This window comes from Terrimesophilobacter mesophilus (genome assembly GCF_014200375.1).
In the GTDB taxonomy this organism is placed as follows: Bacteria; Actinomycetota; Actinomycetes; order Actinomycetales; family Microbacteriaceae; genus Terrimesophilobacter; species Terrimesophilobacter mesophilus.
Genome location: NZ_JACHBP010000001.1, coordinates 2,204,558 through 2,225,568, shown reverse-complemented (window position 1 = coordinate 2,225,568; position 21,011 = coordinate 2,204,558). Strand labels below are relative to the sequence as shown.

At 66.4% G+C, this 21,011-nt stretch carries 20 protein-coding genes, 1 other RNA gene and 1 pseudogene; 12 read left to right on the top strand and 10 right to left on the bottom strand.

Translation table 11 applies throughout. From position 1 onward, the window contains the following. Nucleotide 1: 1 nt before the first annotated feature. The 4 genes from BKA04_RS10990 to BKA04_RS10975 all read right to left on the bottom strand — a co-directional run bounded on the left by BKA04_RS10990 (nucleotide 2) and on the right by BKA04_RS10975 (nucleotide 3,215). Nucleotides 2-1,468, bottom strand: coding sequence for a sensor histidine kinase (locus tag BKA04_RS10990; RefSeq protein ID WP_104096451.1), 1,467 nt, complete (start codon nucleotides 1,466-1,468; stop codon nucleotides 2-4). Further along, nucleotides 1,465-2,199, bottom strand: coding sequence for a response regulator transcription factor (locus BKA04_RS10985; protein WP_104096764.1), 735 nt, complete (start codon nucleotides 2,197-2,199; stop codon nucleotides 1,465-1,467). Before BKA04_RS10985 ends, BKA04_RS10990 begins: the two co-directional genes overlap by 4 nt. 153 nt (nucleotides 2,200-2,352) lie before the next feature. After that, a complete protein-coding gene (locus tag BKA04_RS10980) occupies nucleotides 2,353-2,595 on the bottom strand; it encodes a zf-HC2 domain-containing protein (protein WP_104096450.1) in 243 nt (80 codons plus the stop codon). Further along, nucleotides 2,592-3,215, bottom strand: a complete 624-nt coding sequence (locus BKA04_RS10975) for a sigma-70 family RNA polymerase sigma factor (protein ID WP_194085578.1) — start codon at nucleotides 3,213-3,215, stop codon at nucleotides 2,592-2,594. Before BKA04_RS10975 ends, BKA04_RS10980 begins: the two co-directional genes overlap by 4 nt. A 124-nt stretch (nucleotides 3,216-3,339) precedes the next feature. Here BKA04_RS10975 and aroA point away from each other — a divergent pair, with 124 nt between their 5' ends. From aroA to BKA04_RS10955, 4 genes are all read left to right on the top strand, one after another. Then, on the top strand, nucleotides 3,340-4,752 hold the full coding sequence (gene aroA / locus BKA04_RS10970) for a 3-phosphoshikimate 1-carboxyvinyltransferase (protein WP_104096449.1): 1,413 nt from the start codon (nucleotides 3,340-3,342) through the stop codon (nucleotides 4,750-4,752). Between the two features lie 6 nt (nucleotides 4,753-4,758). Continuing rightward, nucleotides 4,759-5,790 carry a ribosome small subunit-dependent GTPase A gene (gene rsgA / locus BKA04_RS10965; protein WP_104096448.1) on the top strand — a complete coding sequence of 344 codons (1,032 nt, stop codon included), beginning with the start codon at nucleotides 4,759-4,761 and terminating at the stop codon, nucleotides 5,788-5,790. Continuing rightward, nucleotides 5,790-6,578 (top strand): inositol monophosphatase family protein, encoded by a 789-nt coding sequence (locus BKA04_RS10960; protein WP_104096447.1) that lies wholly within the window; start codon nucleotides 5,790-5,792, stop codon nucleotides 6,576-6,578. Before rsgA ends, BKA04_RS10960 begins: the two co-directional genes overlap by 1 nt. A 71-nt stretch (nucleotides 6,579-6,649) precedes the next feature. Next, nucleotides 6,650-8,263, top strand: a complete 1,614-nt coding sequence (locus tag BKA04_RS10955; protein WP_104096446.1) for an MDR family MFS transporter — start codon at nucleotides 6,650-6,652, stop codon at nucleotides 8,261-8,263. Between the two features lie 174 nt (nucleotides 8,264-8,437). Here BKA04_RS10955 and BKA04_RS12355 read toward each other — a convergent pair. Continuing rightward, a pseudogene (locus tag BKA04_RS12355) lies at nucleotides 8,438-8,737 on the bottom strand (dihydrofolate reductase family protein); the annotation flags it as partial. A gap of 203 nt (nucleotides 8,738-8,940) precedes the next feature. Here BKA04_RS12355 and BKA04_RS10945 point away from each other — a divergent pair. The 3 genes from BKA04_RS10945 (at nucleotide 8,941) to BKA04_RS10935 (ending at nucleotide 11,030) form a co-directional block, all read left to right on the top strand. Then, the gene (locus tag BKA04_RS10945) at nucleotides 8,941-9,177 is read left to right on the top strand and encodes a ferrous iron transport protein A (RefSeq protein WP_104096445.1); all 237 of its coding nucleotides are present in this window, start codon (nucleotides 8,941-8,943) and stop codon (nucleotides 9,175-9,177) included. 24 nt (nucleotides 9,178-9,201) lie between these two features. After that, nucleotides 9,202-10,233 carry a zinc-dependent alcohol dehydrogenase family protein gene (locus BKA04_RS10940; protein WP_104096444.1) on the top strand — a complete coding sequence of 344 codons (1,032 nt, stop codon included), beginning with the start codon at nucleotides 9,202-9,204 and terminating at the stop codon, nucleotides 10,231-10,233. A gap of 89 nt (nucleotides 10,234-10,322) precedes the next feature. Continuing rightward, nucleotides 10,323-11,030, top strand: a complete 708-nt coding sequence (locus BKA04_RS10935; RefSeq protein ID WP_232842039.1) for an RraA family protein — start codon at nucleotides 10,323-10,325, stop codon at nucleotides 11,028-11,030. A 67-nt stretch (nucleotides 11,031-11,097) separates the two neighbouring features. Here the strand turns inward: BKA04_RS10935 and ssrA are convergent. Continuing rightward, nucleotides 11,098-11,472, bottom strand: a transfer-messenger RNA (tmRNA) gene (gene ssrA / locus BKA04_RS10930). Nucleotides 11,473-11,718: 246 nt separating this feature from the next. On the opposite strand from ssrA, the gene BKA04_RS10925 reads away from it, so the two are divergent. Together BKA04_RS10925 and BKA04_RS10920 are read left to right on the top strand one after the other, a co-directional pair. Then, entirely contained in the window at nucleotides 11,719-13,086 is a 1,368-nt protein-coding gene (locus BKA04_RS10925) for an NAD-dependent succinate-semialdehyde dehydrogenase (RefSeq protein ID WP_104096443.1), read from the top strand. A 45-nt stretch (nucleotides 13,087-13,131) separates the two neighbouring features. Continuing rightward, a complete protein-coding gene (locus BKA04_RS10920) occupies nucleotides 13,132-13,812 on the top strand; it encodes an SIMPL domain-containing protein (protein WP_104096442.1) in 681 nt (226 codons plus the stop codon). Between the two features lies 1 nt (nucleotide 13,813). On the opposite strand, the gene smpB is transcribed toward BKA04_RS10920, so the two are convergent. From smpB to prfB, 4 genes are all read right to left on the bottom strand, one after another. Then, nucleotides 13,814-14,290, bottom strand: a complete 477-nt coding sequence (gene smpB, locus BKA04_RS10915; protein ID WP_104096441.1) for an SsrA-binding protein SmpB — start codon at nucleotides 14,288-14,290, stop codon at nucleotides 13,814-13,816. Between the two features lie 105 nt (nucleotides 14,291-14,395). Next, entirely contained in the window at nucleotides 14,396-15,310 is a 915-nt protein-coding gene (ftsX, locus tag BKA04_RS10910; protein WP_104096440.1) for a permease-like cell division protein FtsX, read from the bottom strand. Continuing rightward, nucleotides 15,307-16,053, bottom strand: a complete 747-nt coding sequence (gene ftsE, locus BKA04_RS10905) for a cell division ATP-binding protein FtsE (protein ID WP_104096439.1) — start codon at nucleotides 16,051-16,053, stop codon at nucleotides 15,307-15,309. The genes ftsX and ftsE overlap by 4 nt, the downstream gene beginning before the upstream one ends. Before the next feature lie 48 nt (nucleotides 16,054-16,101). Further along, nucleotides 16,102-17,202 (bottom strand): peptide chain release factor 2, encoded by a 1,101-nt coding sequence (gene prfB, locus BKA04_RS10900; protein ID WP_104096438.1) that lies wholly within the window; start codon nucleotides 17,200-17,202, stop codon nucleotides 16,102-16,104. Nucleotides 17,203-17,245: 43 nt separating this feature from the next. Here prfB and BKA04_RS10895 point away from each other — a divergent pair, with 43 nt between their 5' ends. From BKA04_RS10895 to BKA04_RS10885, 3 genes are all read left to right on the top strand, one after another. Next, entirely contained in the window at nucleotides 17,246-18,487 is a 1,242-nt protein-coding gene (locus BKA04_RS10895) for an MFS transporter (protein ID WP_104096437.1), read from the top strand. A gap of 8 nt (nucleotides 18,488-18,495) precedes the next feature. After that, nucleotides 18,496-19,137, top strand: coding sequence for a LysE family translocator (locus BKA04_RS10890; RefSeq protein ID WP_104096436.1), 642 nt, complete (start codon nucleotides 18,496-18,498; stop codon nucleotides 19,135-19,137). A gap of 103 nt (nucleotides 19,138-19,240) precedes the next feature. Then, complete coding sequence (locus BKA04_RS10885) at nucleotides 19,241-20,965, top strand: cell wall-binding repeat-containing protein (protein ID WP_104096435.1); 1,725 nt, start codon at nucleotides 19,241-19,243, stop codon at nucleotides 20,963-20,965. The last annotated feature ends 46 nt before the right edge of the window (nucleotides 20,966-21,011 follow it).

Below are 21,011 nucleotides of genomic sequence, written 5' to 3'. Positions count from 1 at the left end.
GCTACGTCGCCTCAGCAGCAGAAACTGAGAGCGGAAGCGCGATGGTGAACCGGGTATCCCCCGGTTCACTTTTCGCGTCGATGCTCCCACCATGGGCCTCGACGATCGCACGGGTGATCGCGAGGCCCAGCCCTGTGCTGCCGGCGATCCTCGAGCGCGACCCGTCGCCTCGAACGAAACGTTCGAACAGGTGGGGAAGCAGCTCGGGAGGGATTCCCGGCCCGTCGTCCGCCACCGTGAGGAAGACCTCACTCCCCCGCTCGGCGACGGTCGTCGTCACGGTCGTACCCTCCGGGGTGTGGATGCGGGCGTTGGCCAGCAGGTTCGCCACGGCCCTCCGCAACTGGGATGGATCGCCCGTGACGCTCGGCTTCCCTGTCGCGGGAACGAACCTCCAGTGGTGGTCGCCGGAACTCGCCTGCGCGTCCTCGACCGCCTCCTCGGCGATCGGGCCCACGTCCACCCGCTCCGTCACCGCTTCTGCGCCCTCGTCCAGGCGGGCGAGCAGGAGCAGTTCCTCGACGAGCGCCGTCATCCGGATCGATTCGGACTCGATCCTGGACAGCGACTTCGCGATGTCGGCGGGAAGCGTCAGGCCGCTGCGTCTGGTGAGCTCGGCATAGCCCCGGATCGAGGCGAGGGGTGTGCGGAGCTCGTGGCTGGCATCCGCCACGAATTGGCGCAGCTTCCGCTCGCTCGCGGCGCGGGCCGTGAGCGCATCGGCGACGTGTTCGAGCATCCGGTTCAGGGCTGCGCCCACCCGGCCGACCTCGGTTCCACTGCTGGCGTCCGCGAGAGCGACCCGCTCGGCGAGCGCGACATCTCCGCGATCGAGTTCCAGTTCGGACACCCGGCTCGCCGTTGCCACGACCCCGGACAGCGGACGCAGTGCGACTCTCACGACGAAGGTGCCGACGATGGCGGCGAGCGCGATGCCGAGAGCCGTCACCGCCGCGATGATGAGAAACAGTTGCGCGGTCGTCGCGTTGACGTCGCGCATGGGAAGCCCGACGATCAACTCGAATCCGTTGGTCGTGGTCGCCGTCACGACCCGGTACTGCCCGAGGGTCCCGCCGAGCTGTACCGCGACCGGGTCCCGCGAGTTCACGTTGACGAGGACCCGCTGCTGGAATGGGCTCAGGGTGCGAAGGGTCGCCGTCTCGTCGAAGTATCGGGGCGCGAGGATGCGTCCGTTCCGTGCGATCAGCCCGAGGGTCCCAGCGCTCTGCGCGTTGCCGGTGCCGGGCGGGTCCTCCGATGGTCCGATGCCGAGTTGGGGCAGGAACGTCTGGCTGCGCTGCAGGGCGGCATCCAGTTGCGTGTCGAGCCGCTCGAGGAGGCTCTGGCGAAGAGTGAGGATGCTCACTCCTCCGATCACGACGCTCACGAGCGCCAGCAGTGCGACAATGCCGAGAACCAGTCGACGACGAAGCGACCAGGGCGCACGCGGAACGCGCGGATCGCTCACGAAGCGGCCTTGATGGTGTACCCGACGCCGCGGACGGTGTGGATCATGGGTGCACCGAGCGAATCGACCTTCTTGCGCAGATAGGAGATGTAGAGCTCGACGATGCTGGAGCGGCCCCCGAAGTCGTAGCTCCAGACCCGGTCGAGGATCTGCGCCTTGCTGAGCACCCTCCTCGGGTTGCGCATGAGGAAGCGGAGGAGTTCGAATTCCGTCGCCGTGAGGTCGATCGGAGTGTCCCCCCTGTGGACCTCGAATCGCTCCTCGTTCAGGATCAGATCGCCCACGCGCACCTCGGGGTCGTCAGTGGCGGAGATCGCAAGGGCACTCCGTCTCAGGAGTCCGCGCAGCCGGGCGACGAGCTCCTCGAGGCTGAACGGCTTCGTTACGTAGTCGTCGCCGCTCGCCGTCAATCCTGCGATGCGATCCCTCACAGAGTCCTTCGCCGTGAGGAAGAGGACCGGCCCGTCGAAGTCATCCGCGCGCAGCCGTCGCAGGACCTCGAGCCCGTCGATATCCGGGAGCATGATGTCCAGGACGATCACATCGGGGCGGAACTCGCGGGCGAGCGTCAGCGCAGCACGGCCGAGAAGCGCCGACTTCACGCTCCACCCTTCGTACCGCAGAGCCATGGTGAGCAGGTCTGCGAGCGACGACTCGTCGTCGACGACGAGCACTCGGACTGGCGAACCGTCCTGACGCACCAGGGCAGGCTGTCGGGATGTCTCAGTCATCTTCCCGTTGTCGCACATCGGGCATTGCTTCTCCTGTGCCCATCCTATGAATCTGCCGAGTAAGCAGATGCGGGAGACGCATCAACTCCCGACGGCCGTCGCACAGCGGAGCACCGGCGGCACCGGATGGGACACCGTCGCGACCGGATGGGGTCAGTGAGTCGACTGGATCTCGCGGATCCGGGCGAGGACCTGGACCCGCAGGTCCTCCGGCGCCGACTCGGAGCACGCACGTTTGACGGCCTGGGTGAGCACGATGCCCACCCTCGCCTCGCCTTCGCAGTCTCCGCAGCCTGCCATGTGCTCGCGCACATCGGCGTAGTCCTGCTTGTTCAACTCGTTGTGGAGGAACTCTTCGAGTTCGGCGAGAGCCTTCTCGCAGCCGCAGTCCGTCATTGTGCCGCTCCCGAGGTCGCGTAGGACGCCAGCAGTTCCCGCAGCATCCGTCTGCCTCGATGCAGACGACTCATGACGGTGCCCACCGGTGTTTTCATGATGTCGGCGATCTCCTGGTAGGAGAAGCCTTCGACGTCGGCGAAGTAGACCGCGAGACGGAAGTCCTCCGGTATCGACTGGAGCGCATCCTTCACGGCGCTGTCCGGCAGGTGGTCGATCGCCTCGGCCTCTGCCGATCTCGTCGTGGTCGCGGTGGCCGACTGGGCGTTGCCCAGCTGCCAGTCCTCGAGTTCGTCGATCGTGCCCTGATAGGGGTTTCGCTGGTTCTTGCGGTAGCTGTTGATGAACGTGTTGGTCAGGATGCGATACAGCCACGCCTTGAGGTTCGTCCCCTGCTCGAACCTTCCGAACGCGGCGAACGCCTTCACGAACGTCTCCTGGACGAGATCGGCCGCGTCGGCCGGATTGCGCGTCATCCGCATCGCGGCTGCGTAGAGCTGGTCCATGAACGGGATGGCCTGCTCCTCGAACAGCGCAGCGAGATCCGGGCCGCTCGACCCGGCGTCGGCCGCTTCGGGCAGGTCGCGTTCTGGCACGGAATCCGCATCGGTAGTCGTCATCGTCGCCCAGCTTAGTTCGAGCCGATGGAGGTCCGCCTCCACCCGCGAAGTAATCGCTTCAAGAACCATGGTCACGCCGGGGAATCCGTTTCGTCTCAGTAAACTGCCGATACTCTGGTAACCGATGTTAGTTTCCCGTTATTCCAAGCCGGAGTTCAACCCGTACGAGAACGATGATCTCGTGCTGGAGGATCCCGTCGGCCCGTGGCGTGCTCCGAGAGCTGAAGGTCCGCTGGCGTCGAGCCTCGCCGTGCCGGGTTCGAAGTCCCTCACCAACCGGGAACTCGTGCTCTCCGCTCTGGCCTCGGGGCCGTCGCTGCTGCGCTCGCCACTGCATTCCCGCGACACGGCCATCATGGCGGATGCCCTCCGCGAGCTCGGAACGATCATCGATGAGGTCCCGGGAGACGGCGGCTTCGGACCGGACTGGCGGGTCACCCCCCAGGAACTGACCGGCGGATCGTCGATCGATTGCGGGCTCGCGGGAACCGTCATGCGCTTCGTGCCGATGATCGCAGCGCTCGCGCTCGGACCGGTCGCCTTCGACGGCGATCCGGCCGCCCGTAAACGGCCCATGCGGGCGACCATCGATGCGCTTCGCGCCCTGGGGGTGGATGTCACCGACGACGGCAGGGGCACCCTCCCGTTCAGCCTGTACGGCACGGGTTCCGTCGAGGGCGGGCCGATCGAGGTCGACGCATCGTCCTCGAGCCAGTTCATCTCGGCGCTGCTGCTCGTCGCCGCGCGGTTCACTCACGGGCTCGAGCTTCGTCACACCGGCTCTGTGCTTCCGAGCCTCCCCCACATCGAGATGACGATGGAGGTGCTTTCGGCTCGAGGCGTCGAGGTCCGGCATCCGGAGCCCGGGATCTGGTCGGTCGCCGCCGGCGCGATAGCCGCGAGGGACGTCGACATCGAACCGGACCTCTCCAATGCCGCACCATTCCTGGCAGCCGCCCTGGTCGCGGGCGGAACGGTCACGATCGATGGCTGGCCGGCTGCGACGACCCAGGTCGGCGACCGGCTGCCGGATCTCCTCGCCGCTTTCGGCGCCACCACGCATCGCTCCGCGTCATCCCTCACCATCGATGGCGGCCTGGGCGCGCTCGGCGGAGGAACCCTGTCGGGGGCACGTCTCGACCTCGGCGAGTGCGGGGAACTCGCCCCCGCTCTCGTCGCGCTCGCCGCGCTCGCTGACGGGCCGAGCACGTTCACCGGCATCGGTCACCTTCGCGGTCACGAGACCGATCGGCTCGCCGCCCTGACGACGGAGCTCAACGCGCTCGGCGGCAGTGTCACCGAACTCGAGGATGGTCTCGCCATCGAACCGAAACCGCTGCACGGCGGCGTATGGCACAGCTACGAGGATCACCGGATGGCGACGGCCGGAGCCATCATCGGGCTCGCGGTCGATGACATCGACATCGAGGACATCGGAACGACGGCAAAGACACTGCCGGAGTTCCCTGCGCTCTGGCACAACCTCGTGCACCCCAGGGCGGCGAGCGTCGACCCGTTCTCCATCGGCATCCTGTAGCGCCCCATGAGATGGCTGTCCGACGACGACGAGGACGACAAGTACGCCGACTACGAGGCACGCGCCCGCCCGAATCCCAAAGGAAATCGGGCGCGGACGAAAGTGCGACCGGAGCACCTCGACGCCGTGACCGGTCGAGTGCTGACGGTGGATCGCGGGCGATACTCCGTGCTCGTCGACGCGGGGACGCCTTCCGAGCATGAGGCCACGGCATCCCGCGCGAGCGAACTGCGCAAGCAGGCGATCGTCACGGGGGACCGCGTCGACCTCGTGGGCGACACGAGCGGCGACGAAGGCACCCTCGCCCGCATCGTGCGGATCCAGCCGCGCACGACGGTGCTGCGCCGCAGTGCGGACGACACCGACGAGGTCGAGCGCATCATCGTGGCCAACGCCGACCAGATGCTCATCGTCGTGGCAGCGGCCGATCCTGAGCCGAGGCCCAGGCTCGTCGATCGCTACCTCGTCGCGGCATTCGATGCCGGAATCGCACCCATCCTGTGCGTCACGAAGACGGACCTCGCCGACCCGGGCGCGTTCCTGGCCAACTTCGCCGGCCTCGACCTCACGGTCGTCACGAGTGAACACGAGGACTTCCCTCTCGAGAGGCTTCGCGAGCTGCTGACGGGACATTCGACCGTCGCGGTCGGACACTCGGGCGTCGGCAAATCGACCCTGGTCAACGCCCTCGTCCCCGACGCGAACCGGGCCATCGGGCGGGTCAACACCGTGACCGGTCGCGGGCGGCACACATCCTCCTCGAGCGTCTCCTACCGGGTCGGTGGAGAACTCGGCGACGGCTGGATCATCGACACCCCCGGCGTGCGCTCCTTCGGGCTGGGGCACGTGAACCCGGACAACATCCTGAAGTCCTTCACAGATCTGGCCGAAATAGCCAGGGACTGCCCGCGCGGCTGCACCCATCTGCCGGATGCTCCCGACTGCGCCATCAACGAGCAGGTTGCCGCGGGTGCGCTCGGTGAGGTGGGCAGGCTGCGGCTCGAGTCGCTGCAGCGGTTGCTCGCTACCCTTGCATGATGGCCGACCTCACACTTCCCCAGGATCTCGAGTTCGCGCTCGGGCTCGCCGACCTCGCCGACGCGATCTCGCATGGCCGCTTCCGCGCGGCCGACCTCGAGGTCTCGATGAAGCCCGACCTGACCCAGGTGACGGATGCCGATAAGGCCGTCGAGGCGAGCATCCGCGAATCGATCGCCGCGAATCGCCCGGGCGATGCGATCTACGGTGAGGAGTTCGGGACCATCGGCGACTCGAGCCGGCAGTGGATCATCGACCCGATCGACGGCACGGCCAACTTCGTCCGCGGCGTGCCGGTGTGGACGACTCTTATCGCCCTCGCGGTCGACGGTGTTCCGGTCCTCGGCGTCGTGAGCGCCCCTGCGCTCGGCCGGCGCTGGTGGGGAGCCGACGGCCTCGGAGCGCACACGCGGGACATCGATGGGAGTCGGCGCAGCATCCGGGTCTCCGGCGTCTCGGCGCTGTCGGATGCCTCGGTCGCCTTGAGCGGCCTCGACCGCTTCGAGGAGGCCGGTCTGCTGGAGAACTACCTCGAGCTCGCGCGGCAGGTGTGGCGCACGCGCGACTACAGCGACGCCTGGCCGTACATGATGGTGGCCGAGGGGGTCTTGGATGTCGCGGGAGAGTTCGGCCTGCAGCCCTACGACATGGCCGCACTCTTCCCCATCGTCTCGGAGGCCGGTGGGCTTCTCACATCCATGGACGGGGAACCCGGCCCCTGGCACGGTTCGGCCCTCGCCACGAATGGGCTGTTGCACGATGCGGTGCGGAGTGTTCTGGGCGTCTAGGCTGCGAATCGGGCACGGTATCCGGATATTGCCATTTTGTGCATTTTTGCATTCTGTGCAAAAATGACGTAATGACTTCTCCTGCTGCGCCCCGCACCGAAAGGGCACGCACCGAACGAGCGCGCTCCCACGAATCCACCCGGGGCCTCATCCTCCTCTTCGTCGGGCTCATGCTCGCCATGCTGCTGGCCTCGCTCAGCCAGACCGTGCTGAGCGCCGCCATGCCGACGATGGTGGGCGAGCTCAACGGCGTCGACCTCATGCTCTGGGTCATGACCGCCTACATCCTCGCCTCGACGATCATGATGCCGATCTACGGCAAGGTCGGGGACCTCATCGGCCGCAAGGGGCTCCTGATCTTCGCGATCACCGCCTTCATGGCCGGCTCGGTGCTCGGTGGGCTCGCCGGGGACATGAACCTGCTCATCGTCGCCCGCGTCGTGCAGGGCGTCGGCGGCGGCGGGCTCATGATCCTGTCGCAGGCGATCATCGCGGATGTCGTCCCCGCCCGCGAACGCGGCAAGTACATGGGTGTCATGGGCGCCGTGTTCGCTGTGTCCTCCGTCGCCGGCCCGCTCCTCGGCGGGTGGTTCACCGAGGGGATCGGCTGGCGCTGGACCTTCTGGATCAACATCCCGCTCGGCCTCCTGGCGCTCGCAGCATCCATCGCGTTCCTGCACCTGCCGAAGCACGACCTGAGCGCGCGCCCGAAGATCGATGTCGCGGGTATGGCCCTGCTCGCCGTCGCGACGACATGCCTCGTGCTCATCGCGAGCTGGGGCGGAAGCACCTATGACTGGGACTCGCTGCAGATCATCATGCTCGGTGCGGGAACCGTCATCGCCGGCGCCCTCTTCGTGATCGTCGAGTTGCGCACTCCGGAACCCATCATCCCGATGAGCCTGTTCCGCGAGCGCAACTTCACCCTCACGACCATCGCCGGCCTCCTCACCGGTGTCGCCATGTTCGGAGTCGTCGGCTACCTCCCGACCTACCTGCAGATGACGTTCGGCGAGGATGCGACCACCGCCGGGCTTCTCATGATCCCGATGATGGGCGCACTGCTCGTCACCTCGGTCGTCACCGGATGGCTCGTGAGCCGCTATGGACGATACAAGTGGATGCCCATGGTCGGTGCCCTCTTCGTCGCCGCCGGGCTGAGCCTGCTCAGCACCATGACCCCCCAGACGCCGCTGTGGGTGTTCTGCAGTTACCTCGCTGTCATGGGCATCGGACTCGGCACGAGCATGCAGATCCTTGTGCTCATCGTGCAGAACACGTTCCACGTGCGAATGGTCGGCACGGCGACCGCATCCAACAACTACTTCCGCCAGATCGGAGCGACCCTCGGCAGCGCATTCGTGGGGAGCCTCTTCGCGACGCGCCTGTTCGACCTGCTTGCGGTACGGCTGCCCGCAGCCGGTGCCCTGCCGGGCGGCAGCGCGCACTCGCTCACCCCTGAGGCCGTGAAGCACCTGCCGGACGCCCTGCGCACGATCATCGACCAGGCCTACAACGACGCGCTCACCCCCCTGTTCCTCTGGATGGTTCCGCTCGCCCTCGCCGCGTTCGTGCTGCTGTGCTTCATCAAGGAGGTGCCGCTCGCGACGACGATCGACCGTGACAGCGTGCTCGAGAACTCGGTCGCCGAGGGCAACCTGGTGGTCGGTGCCGACGAGAAATAGGCGCGACCGGGCCTGGCCCTCCCGGTCGCCGGCCGACATATCCCCAACGCCGGGCGTCCCGTCGACGAGCACGTAGCGCAGCGTCATCGCACCCCTGGGGGAGGCGACGACAGGCTCGACGAGCCTGAGGTTCATCGGAACCACTCCATCGGCGAAGACCTTCTTTCCACTGCCGAGGAGGATCGGGTACACCCAGAGCGTCAGTCGATCGAAGAGCCGCTCGGCGAACAGTGTCTGCACGAAGTCGAGGCTGCCGATGACGTGGATGTTCGCGTGCCTCTCGCGCAGCTCGCGGACTGCGGCGACGACATCCGGACCGAGCAACGTGGAGTCGGCCCACTCAAGGGTCGGCGACTGGCGCGATGCCACGTATTTCGGGAGGCGGTTGAACAGCCGCGCGATGGTCCCCTCCGCGTTCGGCCAGTACGCGGCGAAGATGTCGTAGGTGCGGCGCCCGAGCAGCAGCGCGTCCATTCCAGCCATACCGGAGTCGACCTGCTCGCCGACGACCTCATCGATGAGGGGCGCCTGCCACACGATCCCCCTGCGAGGCAACCCTCATCAACGACTCAGCCCGAACCCCGACATCTGCTCGCCCCGAACAGCGGACGAAGGTTGGCGTCACGCCCTGTCCCCCACTCGGATTGCCACTCTCGTAACGCGAATAGGCTGGCCGTATGACCGACCCGGCCAGGCTCATCGCTTCCGTGTCGTTGGGCACGCGGATGACGGTGCGCCGGCGAATCGACGGGGGCTTCGTGGATGCACTCGGATACCTGCGCGAACTCAGCGAGACCGAATGCGTCGTGGAGACGCGAAGGGGCCTCGTGACGATTCCTCTCAGCGAGGTCACCGCGGCCAGGTTGGTGCCGCCACCCCCACCTCCGCGAGCGCCGCGGAATCCGGTGGTGTGAACTCAGAGCTGCGGGAGGGACCATATGAAGGCAGTACCGTTCCACGAATTCGGTGAACTGCCGGAACTCGCCGACGTTCCCATGCCGGAATGCCCGGCGACCGGAGCGGTCATCCGGGTGCGTGCGACGGGGCTGTGCCGCAGCGATTGGCACGGCTGGATGGGGCACGATCCCGGCATTCGACTCCCCCACGTCCCAGGGCACGAGTTCGCCGGCGTGATCGAGTCGGTCGGCGCTCGGGTGACCGGGTGGGCGGTGGGTGACCGGGTGACAGTGCCGTTCGTGTGCGCGTGTGGCACATGCGAGCAGTGCCTGCTCGGCAACCAGCAGGTGTGCGACAACCAGGAGCAGCCGGGCTTCACCCAGTGGGGCTCCTTTGCCGAGTTCGTGGCGATCGCCGGGGCCGACACGAACCTCGTGGCGCTGCCCGCCGACCTCGACTTCGTCTCTGCCGCCGCCCTCGGATGCCGCTTCGCCACCGCGTACCGCGCCGTCATGACGCAGGGGCGCGTGCAGGCGGGAGAGTGGGTCGCTGTCCACGGATGCGGCGGTGTCGGGCTCTCCGCCATCATGATCGCCGTCGCCGCGGGAGCGAAGGTCGTGGCCGTCGACGTCTCGGCGGATGCGCTTGCCATCGCCGAACAGCTCGGAGCCATCCCGATGTCGGGGACCTCGGATGTCACGGAGGCGATTCGGGAGCGCACCCAGGGCGGCGCCCACCTTTCGCTCGACGCGCTCGGGAGCCTCACGACGAGCGGCAACTCGATACGCAGCCTGCGCAAGCGAGGGCGCCACGTGCAGGTCGGGCTCATGCTCGGCCCCGACGCCCTCTCTCCGGTGCCGATGGACCTCGTCGTCGCGAACGAGCTCGAGATCCTCGGGAGCCACGGCATGGCCGCGCACGAGTACCCGGCGATGCTCGCGAGCATCGCCCGTGGCGACATCGACCCCCGGATGCTCGTCGGCCGCACGATCTCACTCGATGACGCGCCCGAGGCGCTCGCCACCATGGACGCGGCCGCGCATCCCGGCATGACGGTCATCACCCTGCCGTAGTCGGTTGCGCGCGGGTGTTTTCGTCGCCCGCGGGTGAGAATAGACCCGCGCGCGGCGAGAACGCTCGCGCAGACCAGAGGAGGCCGGCCGTGCCCGAGTCCATGCCAACGCCCGAAACGCCCGCAATCCTCCCGACTGCGACCGTCGCCGATGCCGCGACTCGCCTCGGGATCGCCGTTCAGACGGGACCGCAGTTGCTCCGACCGCTCCTGCCCGGGCGAATCTTCGCAGGGCCGGCGATGCCGGTCACGCACCTCGGGAGCGTCGACGTGATCCTGGAGACCATCGACGACTCCCCCTCCGGCGGCGTGCTCGTCGTCGACAACGGCGGTCGGAGGGACGAGGCCTGCGTCGGTGATCTCCTGGCGCTCGAAGCCAAACTCGCGGGTCTCTCCGGCATCGTCATCTGGGGGCTGCATCGCGACACGGCCCAGTTGCGTGAGATCGACCTTCCGCTGCACAGCCTGGGGGCGTATCCATACGGTCCACGGCGCGTGCCGCCGGCCGGGCGGCGGATGGCCATCGCCATGCTCGACGGAGTCCGCGTGTCGGAGGGCGACCACATCGTCGGAGACGACGACGGCATCCTCGTGGTCGGGCCCGCACGACGGAACGAGCTGTTCGAACTCGCTGCGAGCATCCAGTCCACGGAGTCGGCCCAATCCGACCGGATGCGTGCCGGCACCGACCTCCGCACCCAGCTCGACTTCGCGGGCTACCGCAAGAAGCAGGCGTCAGACCCGCGTGTGACTCTGCGGCAGCACCTGAAGGACACCGGCAGCGCGATCGAGACGTGAACGCACGTGAGAAACTCGCCAGCGCGCGACAGGGCCATCCTCTCAGGAGCTTTCCCCTGGTCGGACGTGGTGGAGATGGGGGGAATTGAACCCCCGTCCACTGCTGTGGTCGTATGTCTTCTACGGGTGTAGCCAGTGCAGGCGTTCTACTCGGCTCCGGAATTTGCCACTGGCACCTAATCCGACAAGCCCAGTCCTAGTGCAAGTCCCGCGACGCCCTAAGACGTAACGTCGCAGCAAGCCCTCTGGCTGACGCCAGAAATCCGGGTAGAAGGCGTTCCCGGCCTGACGGACTTCTTAGTGCGCTCGCTTAGGCAGCGAGGGCGAAGTCAGTGCGCTTTGCATTGGCACTTGTTTTTTGCGGGGATCGTTTACGAGATAACCCTGCATCCTCGACCCGCTTCTCACACTCTCGCAGGCAATGTCGAAACCGATCATCCCCATGCTCGAGCTCCCCCATCACTGGTGGTGGAAGCCGGCCACTGTCGCGCGCTGTTGAGTTGTCATACTGCCCATGGCAGCCCTCCAGTCTACGCGCAGTGCGCAGAAACCGCTACCGGCGACGGATGCCGTGGAGCGGCCGGCCAGCCCGGAATGCGAGAGCGCTCCGGACGTGATTGAGTGTAACCAACACGATTCGCGACCGTGTTCCGGCAGCGCTGCCTGAACACCCGAAAGGAGATGGCTCGTGAGCCATTACGCCGTTACCAACCCCGCCACCGGGGACATCGTCAAGACGTACCCGCAGATTTCGGATGCCGACCTCGAAAAGGTCATCGAATCGGCCGAGCACGCATACCGCACGTGGTCGCGCAACTCGTCGATCGATGAGCGGGCCGCACTCATCCACAAGGTCGGCGACCTGCACTCCGAGCGCAGGGACGACCTGGCCGCGATCATCGTGCGTGAGATGGGCAAGCCCATCGACCAGGCGCTCGGTGAGGTCGACTTCGCTGCGGACATCTACCGGTACTACGCGGACAACGCGCACGAGTTCCTCAAGGACGAGCCGATCGACATCCTGAGCGAAGACGGCACCGCTTTCATGCGGACGAACCCGCTCGGCGTGCTCATCGGCGTCATGCCGTGGAACTTCCCGTACTACCAGGTGGCACGGTTCGCCGGCCCGAACGTCGTCATCGGGAACACCATCATCCTCAAGCATGCGTCGCAGTGCCCGGAGTCCGCCGCGGCGATCCAGCAGATCTTCCACGACGCGGGGGCGAAGGAGGGCGTCTACACGAACGTGTACGCGAGCAGCGGCCAGGTCGCGACCGTCATCGCCGATCCGCGCGTGCAGGGCGTCTCGCTCACGGGCTCCGAAGCCGCCGGCTCGGCAGTCGCCGAGGTCGCCGGTCGCAACCTCAAGAAGGTCGTACTGGAGCTCGGAGGCTCCGACCCGTTCATCCTGCTCTCCACCGACGACCTCGACGGCGCCGTGGATTCGGCGTACGCGGCCCGGATGGACAACAGCGGGCAGTCCTGCAACGCGGCCAAGCGCTTCATCGTGATCGACGACCTCTACGAGGACTTCCGCGACAAGCTCACCACGAAGATGCTCGGTGCGACGGCATCCGACCCCACAAAGGACGGCGCCGACTACGGCCCGCTCTCGTCGCTCGGGGCCGCTGAGGGGCTTGATGAGCAGTTGAAGCGCGCCAAGGCGCAGGGCGCGACCGTCACGACATCCGGCACCCGCGACGGAGCGTTCTTCCCCACCGCGGTGATCACCGACATCTCGCCGGATGCCGACGCATTCCACGAAGAGTTCTTCGGGCCCGTCGCCTCGATCTACCGCGTCTCGTCGGAGGATGAGGCGATTCAGGTCGCGAACGCGTCGCCATTCGGCCTCGGCTCGTACCTGTTCACCACGGACAAGGAACAGGCGATGCGGGTCGCGGACAAAATCGACGCCGGCATGGTCTACATCAACGTCGTCCTCGCCGACAGCCCCGAGCTGCCGTTCGGCGGGGTCAAGCGCAGCGGTATCGGCCGCGAGATGGGCCGCTTCGGCGCCGCGGAGTTCGTCAACAAGAAGCTCATCCGCGTCACCTGATCGTCAGCTGGTGAGTCTCGGTCGTGACGCGGATAGTCTGGCGTCATGACCGAGACGACGATCACCGTTCAGGGGCAGCACTCCGCCTTCCATCCCGCCGAGCGCGCGACGGTGCACATTGCCATCCACTTCGACGGCCCGAGTCGAGAGCCGGTCTTCGCTGCGGTGAATGCGGCCGCTGAAGACGTGCGGGGCCGCGTCACTGCACTCCACGACGGCAAGAAGGGGCCCGTCACCTGGTGGTCGAGCGACAGCGTCCAGGTGTGGGGCGATCGGCCGTGGAACCAGGAGGGCAAGCAGCTTCCCGTCGTGTTTCATGCCCGCATCGGCTTCTCCGCGAAGTTCAGCGACTTCGACGCACTCGCCCGCTTTCTCGAGGACCTCGCCGCCCGCGACGGGGTCACGATCGGCTCGATCGAGTGGGCGCTCACCGAGGCCCGGAAGACGTCGGTGACAACCGAGGTGCGCTCGCGCGCGGTCAGGGACGCCGTGGACAAGGCGACCGTCTACGCACAGAGCATCGGGCTCGGTTCCGTGCGGGCCGTGGCGATCGCGGATCCGGGCATGCTCGGGGACCAGGTGGGGGCATCCGGGGGCGGCATGCAGTTCGCGTCATCGTCTCGCGCATTCAAGGCGATGGATGCCGGAGGCAGCCCGGAGCTCTCGCTCAAACCGGAGGACATCGAGATCGCCGCGGTCGTCGATGCGAGGTTCGTGGCGAGCTGAGTCAGTCCCCGAGGTTCTTGCGGCTCGACATGGCGCGCTGGGCCTCGCGGTTGTCCTGCCGCTCGCGCAGCGTCTGCCGTTTGTCGTACTCGCGCTTGCCCTTGGCGACGGCGAGCTCGACCTTCGCGCGACCGTCGCTGAAGTACAACCGCAGCGGCACGAGCGTGTAGCCGCCCTCCTTGACCTTGTTGTGGATCTTGAGGATCTGCGCCTTGTGCAGCAGCAGCTTGCGTTTGCGGCGCGGGGCGTGGTTGTTCCAGGTGCCGCCGACGTATTCGGGAATGTGCACGGCATCCAGCCACGCCTCGCCCCTGTCGATGAAGGCGTAGCCGTCGACGAGACTCGCGCGGCCCTCTCGCAGCGACTTGACCTCGCTGCCGGTCAGCACGAGCCCGGCCTCGTAGGTGTCCTCGATGGCATAGTCGTGCCGCGCCTTGCGGTTGGTGGCGACGACCTTCTCGCCGCGTTCCCTGGGCACGGTGCAACTCCTGAGTGATGAAAGCGGATGCTGATACGGATGCGGCTGCGCGGGTCGCGCAGGCAGCCGTCCAGTCTAGCGCGCGACGCAGCCTACCGCGAAGGGTCAGACCCGCAGGTAGCGGCGGATGGCGACGGCCGCCGACAGCGCGGCAAGACAGATTCCGCCCATGATAAGGATCGGAACGACGATGAAGGCATCTCCGAGGTCCACGAACGGGGTCGCCGACGGCGTCGCGTTGAGGTACCCCTGCACGAAGAAGTGCACGATCGCGACGATCGCGCCGCTCGCGAGCACAGACCCGATGAGGGCCGCGACAACGCCCTCGAGCACGAACGGCGTCTGGATGAACCGGTTGGATGCTCCCACGAGTCTCATGATTCCGAGCTCCCTGCGGCGACTGAACGCACTCAGCCGGATCGTCGTGGCGATGAGCAGCACAGCCGCGATCAGCATGAGGCCCGCGATACCGATCGCTGTGTAGCTCGCGGCGTTCAAGGCGTCGAAGATCGGCTGGAGGTACTTGCGCTGGTCGAACACCTCCTCGACGCCCGCAACACCGGAGAGCCGCTCGACGATCGCATCCGACTGGGATGGGTCTTTCAGGCTCACCCAGAACGTCTCGGGGATGAAGTCCGGGGTGACGAATCCGCTCGACTCCGAGGACGAGAACTGCTGCTGGTACCTCGCATATCCGGCGTCATGGTCCTCGAAGTCGTACCGCTTGATGAGCGGTGCGAGCACCGCGGACTTCAGTTGTTGCTCGATGTTCGCCTTCTGCTCCGGCGTCGCTTCGACCGAGTTGCAGTTGCCGCCCTCGTCGTATTGGGTGCACAGGTACACGGCGACCTGCGCCCGGTCGTACCAGTACCCCTTCATCTGGTTGATCTGCTGCTGCAGCAGGATCGCCGCCCCGACGAAGGTGAGGGAGATGAACGTCACGAGGATGATCGAGACGACCATCGACACATTCCGGCGAAGGCCCTGGCCGACCTCGGAGAGGACCAGACCGACCCTCATCGCTGTGCCCCCAGCCCGGTCTCCGTGGGCGGTGGAGCCTGCCGCTGGACGGGAAGCGCCTGGGTCTGGTAGCCGCCCTGCCGCTCGTCGCGGACGATCTGGCCGCTCACGAGTTCGATCACGCGACGCTTCATCTGGTCGACGATGCCCGCGTCATGCGTGGCCATGAGGACGGTGGTCCCCCCACCGCTGATGCGTTCGAGCAGGGTCATGATGCCCGCGCTCGTCGACGGGTCGAGGTTCCCTGTCGGTTCGTCCGCGAGCAGGATCGCCGGCTTGTTCACGATCGCGCGGGCGATCGCGACGCGCTGCTGCTCGCCGCCGGACAGCTCGTGCGGGAGCCTGCCGGACTTGCCTGCCAGACCGACCATCTTCAGGACATCCGGAACCGCTTCCTGGATGAATCCCTTCGACTTGCCGATGACCTGGAGCGAGAAGGCAACGTTGTCGAAGACCGATTTCTGAGGCAGGAGGCGGAAGTCCTGGAACACGACGCCGAGGTTGCGCCGGAAGTACGGTACCTTGCGGCTCGTGAGCTTGCCGAGATTCTGGCCGAGCACGTGGATCTGGCCCTTCGACGGGTTCTCCTCCTTGAGGACGAGTCGCAGAAAACTGGACTTGCCGCTGCCAGAGGCGCCGACGAGGAAGACGAACTCGCCGCGCAGGATCTCCAGCGTGACCGAATTGAGGGCCGGGCGGTTGTTACCCGCGTAGAGCTTGGTGACCTGGTCGAATCGAATCATGACCCTACGAGCCTAGGCACGGCCCCGCCGATGCCCGGTAGCGACTCGCTACTTGCGCTTGCGCCACCGGATGCCGGCCGAGATGAATCCGTCGAGGTCGCCGTCGAACACGGAGGAGGGGTTATTGACCTCGAATTCGGTGCGCAGGTCCTTGACCATCTGGTACGGCGCGAGGACGTAACTGCGCATCTGGTCGCCCCAGGATGCCGTGATGACGCCGGCGAGCTCCTTCTTCGTCGCCGCCTCCTGCTCGCGCTGCAGCACGAGCAATCGGGACTGCAGCACGCGCATGGCCGCTGCGCGGTTCTGGATCTGGCTCTTCTCGTTCTGCATGGAGACGACCGTGCCGGTGGGTAGGTGGGTGATGCGCACGGCCGAGTCGGTCGTGTTCACCGACTGGCCGCCGGGCCCGCTCGAGCGGAACACATCCACGCGGATGTCGTTCTCCGGGATCTCGATCTCGCCCGCCTCCTCGATGAGAGGAATGACCTCGACCGCGGCGAAGCTCGTCTGTCGCTTGCCTGCCGAGTTGAAGGGGCTCATGCGCACGAGGCGGTGGGTTCCCGCCTCGACGCTCAGGGTTCCGAAGGCGTACGGTGCGTCCACTTCGATCGTGGTCGACTTGATGCCGGCCTCTTCCGCATAGCTCGTGTCGAGCACGCGGGTCGTATACCCGTGCTGGTCCGCCCATCGCAGGTACATGCGCTGGAGCATCTCCGCAAAATCCGCAGCGTCCACGCCGCCGGCACCCGCACGGATGGTGATGACAGCGGGCAGGGCATCCCATTCTCCGTTGAGAAGCGTCTGCACTTCGAGCTCGCCGAGCAGTTTCCGGACGCTCGCGAGCTCGGTGCGAACTTCCTCCGCGACCGACTCGTCCGACTCCTCGTTCGCGAGCTGCGCCATGACCTCGAGGTCATCCAGCCGCTGCTCGATGCTCGTGATCTTCGCGAGCTCCGCCTGCCGATGGCTCAGCGCGCTCGTCACCTTCTGCGCCGTGTCCGGGTCGTCCCAGAGGTCCGGCGCCCCGGCCTGCCGGCTGAGGTCGGCGATATCCGACTCGAGCCTCTCCACCCCGACGACCGAGCGGATGTCCGCGAAGGTCGAGCGCAGCGCGGCCAGGTCTTCTGAAATGTCGAGCTCGTTCATGTCTGCTCAAGACTACCTGCGCACCGGGGTAGCATCGGAGACGATGTCGACCGACGAGCCCCCATTCCGCTTCGTCTCCATCGCACTCCCCGCCATTCTGCCGACTCTGGCGTTCTCGATCGGCGAGGGCGCCATCATCCCGATCATCCCGATCGTCGCCCACAATCTGGGCGCGCAGCTTGCGGTCGCCGGCCTCATCGCCGCGATGATCACGGTCGGCCAGCTCTTCGGCGATGTGCCGAGCGGCTGGATCATCAGCAGGATCGGCGAACGCGCGAGCATGATCTATGCGGCCCTCCTGTCGATCGTCGGGCTCGCGCTCGCCATGCTCTCGCCGAATGCATGGGTCCTGGGATTCGCGATCTTCCTCATCGGCCTCGCGACCGCGGTCTTCGGGCTCGCGCGCCACGCATTCATGACGAGCTTCGTTCCGGTCGCCTTCCGCGCCCGCGCCCTCTCCATCCTCGGGGGCAGCTTCCGTCTCGGTCTCTTCATCGGTCCATTCCTCGCCGCGGCGGTCATCCACCTCACCGGCTCGACGTCCTCGGCCTTCTGGGTGCACGTCGCCGGCTGCCTCGTCGCTGCACTGCTGCTGGTCTTCCTCCGAGACCCCGAGGCCACGTTCCGTCCGAGGCTCGCAGCATCCGGGCAGCGTGAAGGCGAAATCCTCCTCGAGCGCGAATCCCACGGCTTGTTCCAGACGATCGTCAAGAACCGCGGCGTACTCGCCCGACTCGGATCCGGCGCGCTCCTCGTCGGAGCGCTACGCGCGAGCCGGCAGGTCCTCGTTCCCCTCTGGGCGGTGAGCATCGGCATCTCGGATGCCAACACGGCCCTCATCATCGGCATCGCCGGTGCCCTCGACTTCGCGCTCTTCTATACGACCGGTCAGATCATGGACCGGTGGGGGCGGATGTGGACGGCCCTGCCGTCGATGATCGGGCTCGGGCTCGGGCAGCTCGTGCTCGCGTTCACCCACGACCTCTCCGCCAACTCCGCATGGTTCATCGGCATCACGATGGCGCTCGGCGTGGCCAACGGGTTCGGGACCGGGCTGCTCATGACCCTCGGCGCCGACCTCGCCGACAAGAAGGATCCGGCGCCATTTCTCGGCGCGTGGCGCTTCACTTCGGATGCCGGTGGAGCCGCCGCCCCCCTGGCGATCTCGGGTATCACCGCGCTCGTCTCGCTCTCGTTCGCAAGCGGGGTCATGGGCATCCTGGGTCTCGTCGGCGCCGGCATCCTGTGGCGGTACCTGCCGCGGTATGTGCCGCGCCGGCGCTAACATTTCCTATGATCCCGGCAGCCAACCTCCTCGCGTTCGGCCTCGCGTCGATCCCGCTCATCGTCATCCCTGGACCGAGCGTGCTGTTCACCATCGGGCGCTCGCTTTCGCTTGGCCGGGTCGGCGGGCTCCTGAGCGTCGTCGGGAACGCCGCCGGAGCCCTCGTGATCTCGATCGCGATCGCCTTCGGACTCGGCAGCCTGCTCGAGGAATCCGTCGTCGCGTTCACGATCGTGAAGTTCGCCGGGGCCGCATACATCATCTTCCTCGGCATCCAGGCGATCCGGCATCGCCGTCAGAAAGCGGATGCCGTCACGGCACCCGTCGCGCGTCGCGGCGCCTGGCGCACGGTCTGGGAGGGATTCGTGGTCGGTGTCACGAACGCGAAGTCGATCATCTTCATGGTGGCGGTCCTTCCGCTGTTCGTCGACCATACGGCTGGCGGTATTCCGCTTCAGATCCTGTTGCTCGGGGTCGTGTTCGTCATCGTGGCGCTCGTGTCGGATAGCGCATGGGCGCTTGCCGCGGGTGCTGCGCGCGACTGGTTCGCCCGGTCGCCGAAACGCATTGCGACACTCAGCGCGACCGGTGGCGCAATGATGATCGGACTCGGCGCTGCGGTGCTGTTCGTCAATCACGAACCGGCCTGACGCGAAGAGGATTCGCTTTCCCCTATCGCCACGGCGGCGCACGCTGCTAATCTTTGCGCAGCCTTCACGCCCCACAAAGGCACGTTCCCACCAGGGAGACGCAATGATGAGCAGCACCGCAGCATCCGAGACCCGGGTTCAGCGCAGCCGAAGTCGACTTCGCCGGGCGCTCGCCGCGATCGCCGTCGCCGCTACAGCGCTCTCCGGAGTTGTCGTTACAGCGGGAACAGCGCATGCCGCCGAGAACTCGTTGCACGGTGTCGTGACCGGCGCCGACACCCACGAGCCAGTCCAGGGCGTAGAAATCGTTCTTGTCAACTACAGCTCCGGCGTTTATGAGCATGCGACCACCGACGCGTCCGGTTACTACTCATTCCTCGATCTGGGCTACGGCCCGGACCCCGGTTCGTACTACGTCCTTGCCGATGACCCAACGGGCAAATATGTCTCCGGATACTACAACCCGTCCTGGACTCCGATCGCCTCGAACTCGACCCCCATCTTCATCTCCTCCCTTCCCGCGTCAAATGTGGCCTTCTCGTTCGAGCTCCTGTTGGGTCACAGCATCAAAGGGGAACTGACCCTCTCTCCGACACCGACCACAACCGACAAGTTCTACCTTCGTCTGTTCCTACTGGACCCGACCGACTCGACCTGGAAGCCGGTGGAGAGCAGGCTCCTCGATGGCCCTGGACCGTATACCTTCGGCGGCGTGGGACCGGGTGCGTACAAGGTTTACTTTGTGCAGTATTCCGGGACTGATCTCTACCACGCAGAGTTCTACAACAACAAGCGGGAACTCGAGGATGCTGAACTGGTGGTAGTCACGGCGACCGCTGGTGCGGTAGGGATCGACGCTATGCTCACTCCCAATGGTCCACCAATCGTCGAGCGCCTGGCCGGGAGCGACCGGTTCCAGACGAGCGCTCGCATCGCGCAGGAGTACTCCAGTGCCGATGTCGTCTTCGTCGCCAACGGTCTCGGCTACCCGGATGCGCTGAGCGCGGCGCCCGCCGCCGTGTACAAAGGGGGGCCTTTGCTGCTCACCAGGCAGAACTCACTGCCGGCCGAGGTGAAGGCGGAGATCGTGCGCCTCAACCCTTCCACGATCTACGTCGTCGGCGGCACCGGGGTCATCTCCGCGGCAGTCTTCAATGAGCTGGTTCCTCTCGCGGCTGTCACCCAACGACTGTGGGGTGCCGACCGTTATGCGACGTCAAGCACCGTCTTTGACGAAGTGTGGGGCGGGCCAGCCTTCGAGGGGGGATGGATCGACGTCGACGTGCCCGATGTGTTCCTGGCAGATGGGCGGAACTTCCCGGATGCGCTCGCCTCAGCATCCGCCGCGGGCAAGCTCGGCGGTCCGGTCGCCCTGGTCAACGGCGGAAGTGGTTCCGTGACACCGGAGCTTGCATCTCTCATCGACAAGTTCGACACCCAACACATCCGAATCGCCGGCGGCACCGCGGTCGTCAGCGCCGGCATCGCGTCGAGCGCCGACGCACTGCCCGGCATCGACGTTCATCGCTACTGGGGTGCGAACCGCTACGCGACCTCGATCAGCGTCAACCGTGCCATTTTCGTCGATGTGGGTGCACCCGATGTCGACACGGTCTTCCTCGCGGTCGGCACCGGGTACGCCGACGCTCTCTCCGGTGCCGCACTCGCCGGTAACCAGGGCGGAGCCCTCTACCTCACTCCTGGCACGTGCGTGCCGCAACAGGTTCTGGACGACATCAATACCCTCGACCCGCTCCGCGTCGTACTCCTCGGCGGAACCGGAGTCCTCAGCCTCGCAGTCGAAGCACTCACCCCCTGCGCGAGTTGAACGGATGGCCACATCGTCAGCTTCGGTATAACCCGATTCTTCCTCT

Excerpts from the sequence above, each read along its gene's own strand:
- BKA04_RS10985 (WP_104096764.1), bottom strand. The coding sequence starts at position 2,199 with ATGACTGAGACATCCCGACAGCCTGCCCTGGTGCGTCAGGACGGTTCG.
- BKA04_RS10980 (WP_104096450.1), bottom strand. The coding sequence starts at position 2,595 with ATGACGGACTGCGGCTGCGAGAAGGCTCTCGCCGAACTCGAAGAGTTC.
- BKA04_RS10975 (WP_194085578.1), bottom strand. The coding sequence starts at position 3,215 with ATGACGACTACCGATGCGGATTCCGTGCCAGAACGCGACCTGCCCGAA.
- aroA (WP_104096449.1), top strand. The coding sequence starts at position 3,340 with ATGTTAGTTTCCCGTTATTCCAAGCCGGAGTTCAACCCGTACGAGAAC.
- rsgA (WP_104096448.1), top strand. The coding sequence starts at position 4,759 with ATGAGATGGCTGTCCGACGACGACGAGGACGACAAGTACGCCGACTAC.
- BKA04_RS10960 (WP_104096447.1), top strand. The coding sequence starts at position 5,790 with ATGGCCGACCTCACACTTCCCCAGGATCTCGAGTTCGCGCTCGGGCTC.
- BKA04_RS10955 (WP_104096446.1), top strand. The coding sequence starts at position 6,650 with ATGACTTCTCCTGCTGCGCCCCGCACCGAAAGGGCACGCACCGAACGA.
- BKA04_RS10945 (WP_104096445.1), top strand. The coding sequence starts at position 8,941 with ATGACCGACCCGGCCAGGCTCATCGCTTCCGTGTCGTTGGGCACGCGG.
- BKA04_RS10940 (WP_104096444.1), top strand. The coding sequence starts at position 9,202 with ATGAAGGCAGTACCGTTCCACGAATTCGGTGAACTGCCGGAACTCGCC.
- BKA04_RS10920 (WP_104096442.1), top strand. The coding sequence starts at position 13,132 with ATGACCGAGACGACGATCACCGTTCAGGGGCAGCACTCCGCCTTCCAT.
- ftsX (WP_104096440.1), bottom strand. The coding sequence starts at position 15,310 with ATGAGGGTCGGTCTGGTCCTCTCCGAGGTCGGCCAGGGCCTTCGCCGG.
- ftsE (WP_104096439.1), bottom strand. The coding sequence starts at position 16,053 with ATGATTCGATTCGACCAGGTCACCAAGCTCTACGCGGGTAACAACCGC.
- prfB (WP_104096438.1), bottom strand. The coding sequence starts at position 17,202 with ATGAACGAGCTCGACATTTCAGAAGACCTGGCCGCGCTGCGCTCGACC.
- BKA04_RS10895 (WP_104096437.1), top strand. The coding sequence starts at position 17,246 with ATGTCGACCGACGAGCCCCCATTCCGCTTCGTCTCCATCGCACTCCCC.
- BKA04_RS10890 (WP_104096436.1), top strand. The coding sequence starts at position 18,496 with ATGATCCCGGCAGCCAACCTCCTCGCGTTCGGCCTCGCGTCGATCCCG.
- BKA04_RS10885 (WP_104096435.1), top strand. The coding sequence starts at position 19,241 with ATGATGAGCAGCACCGCAGCATCCGAGACCCGGGTTCAGCGCAGCCGA.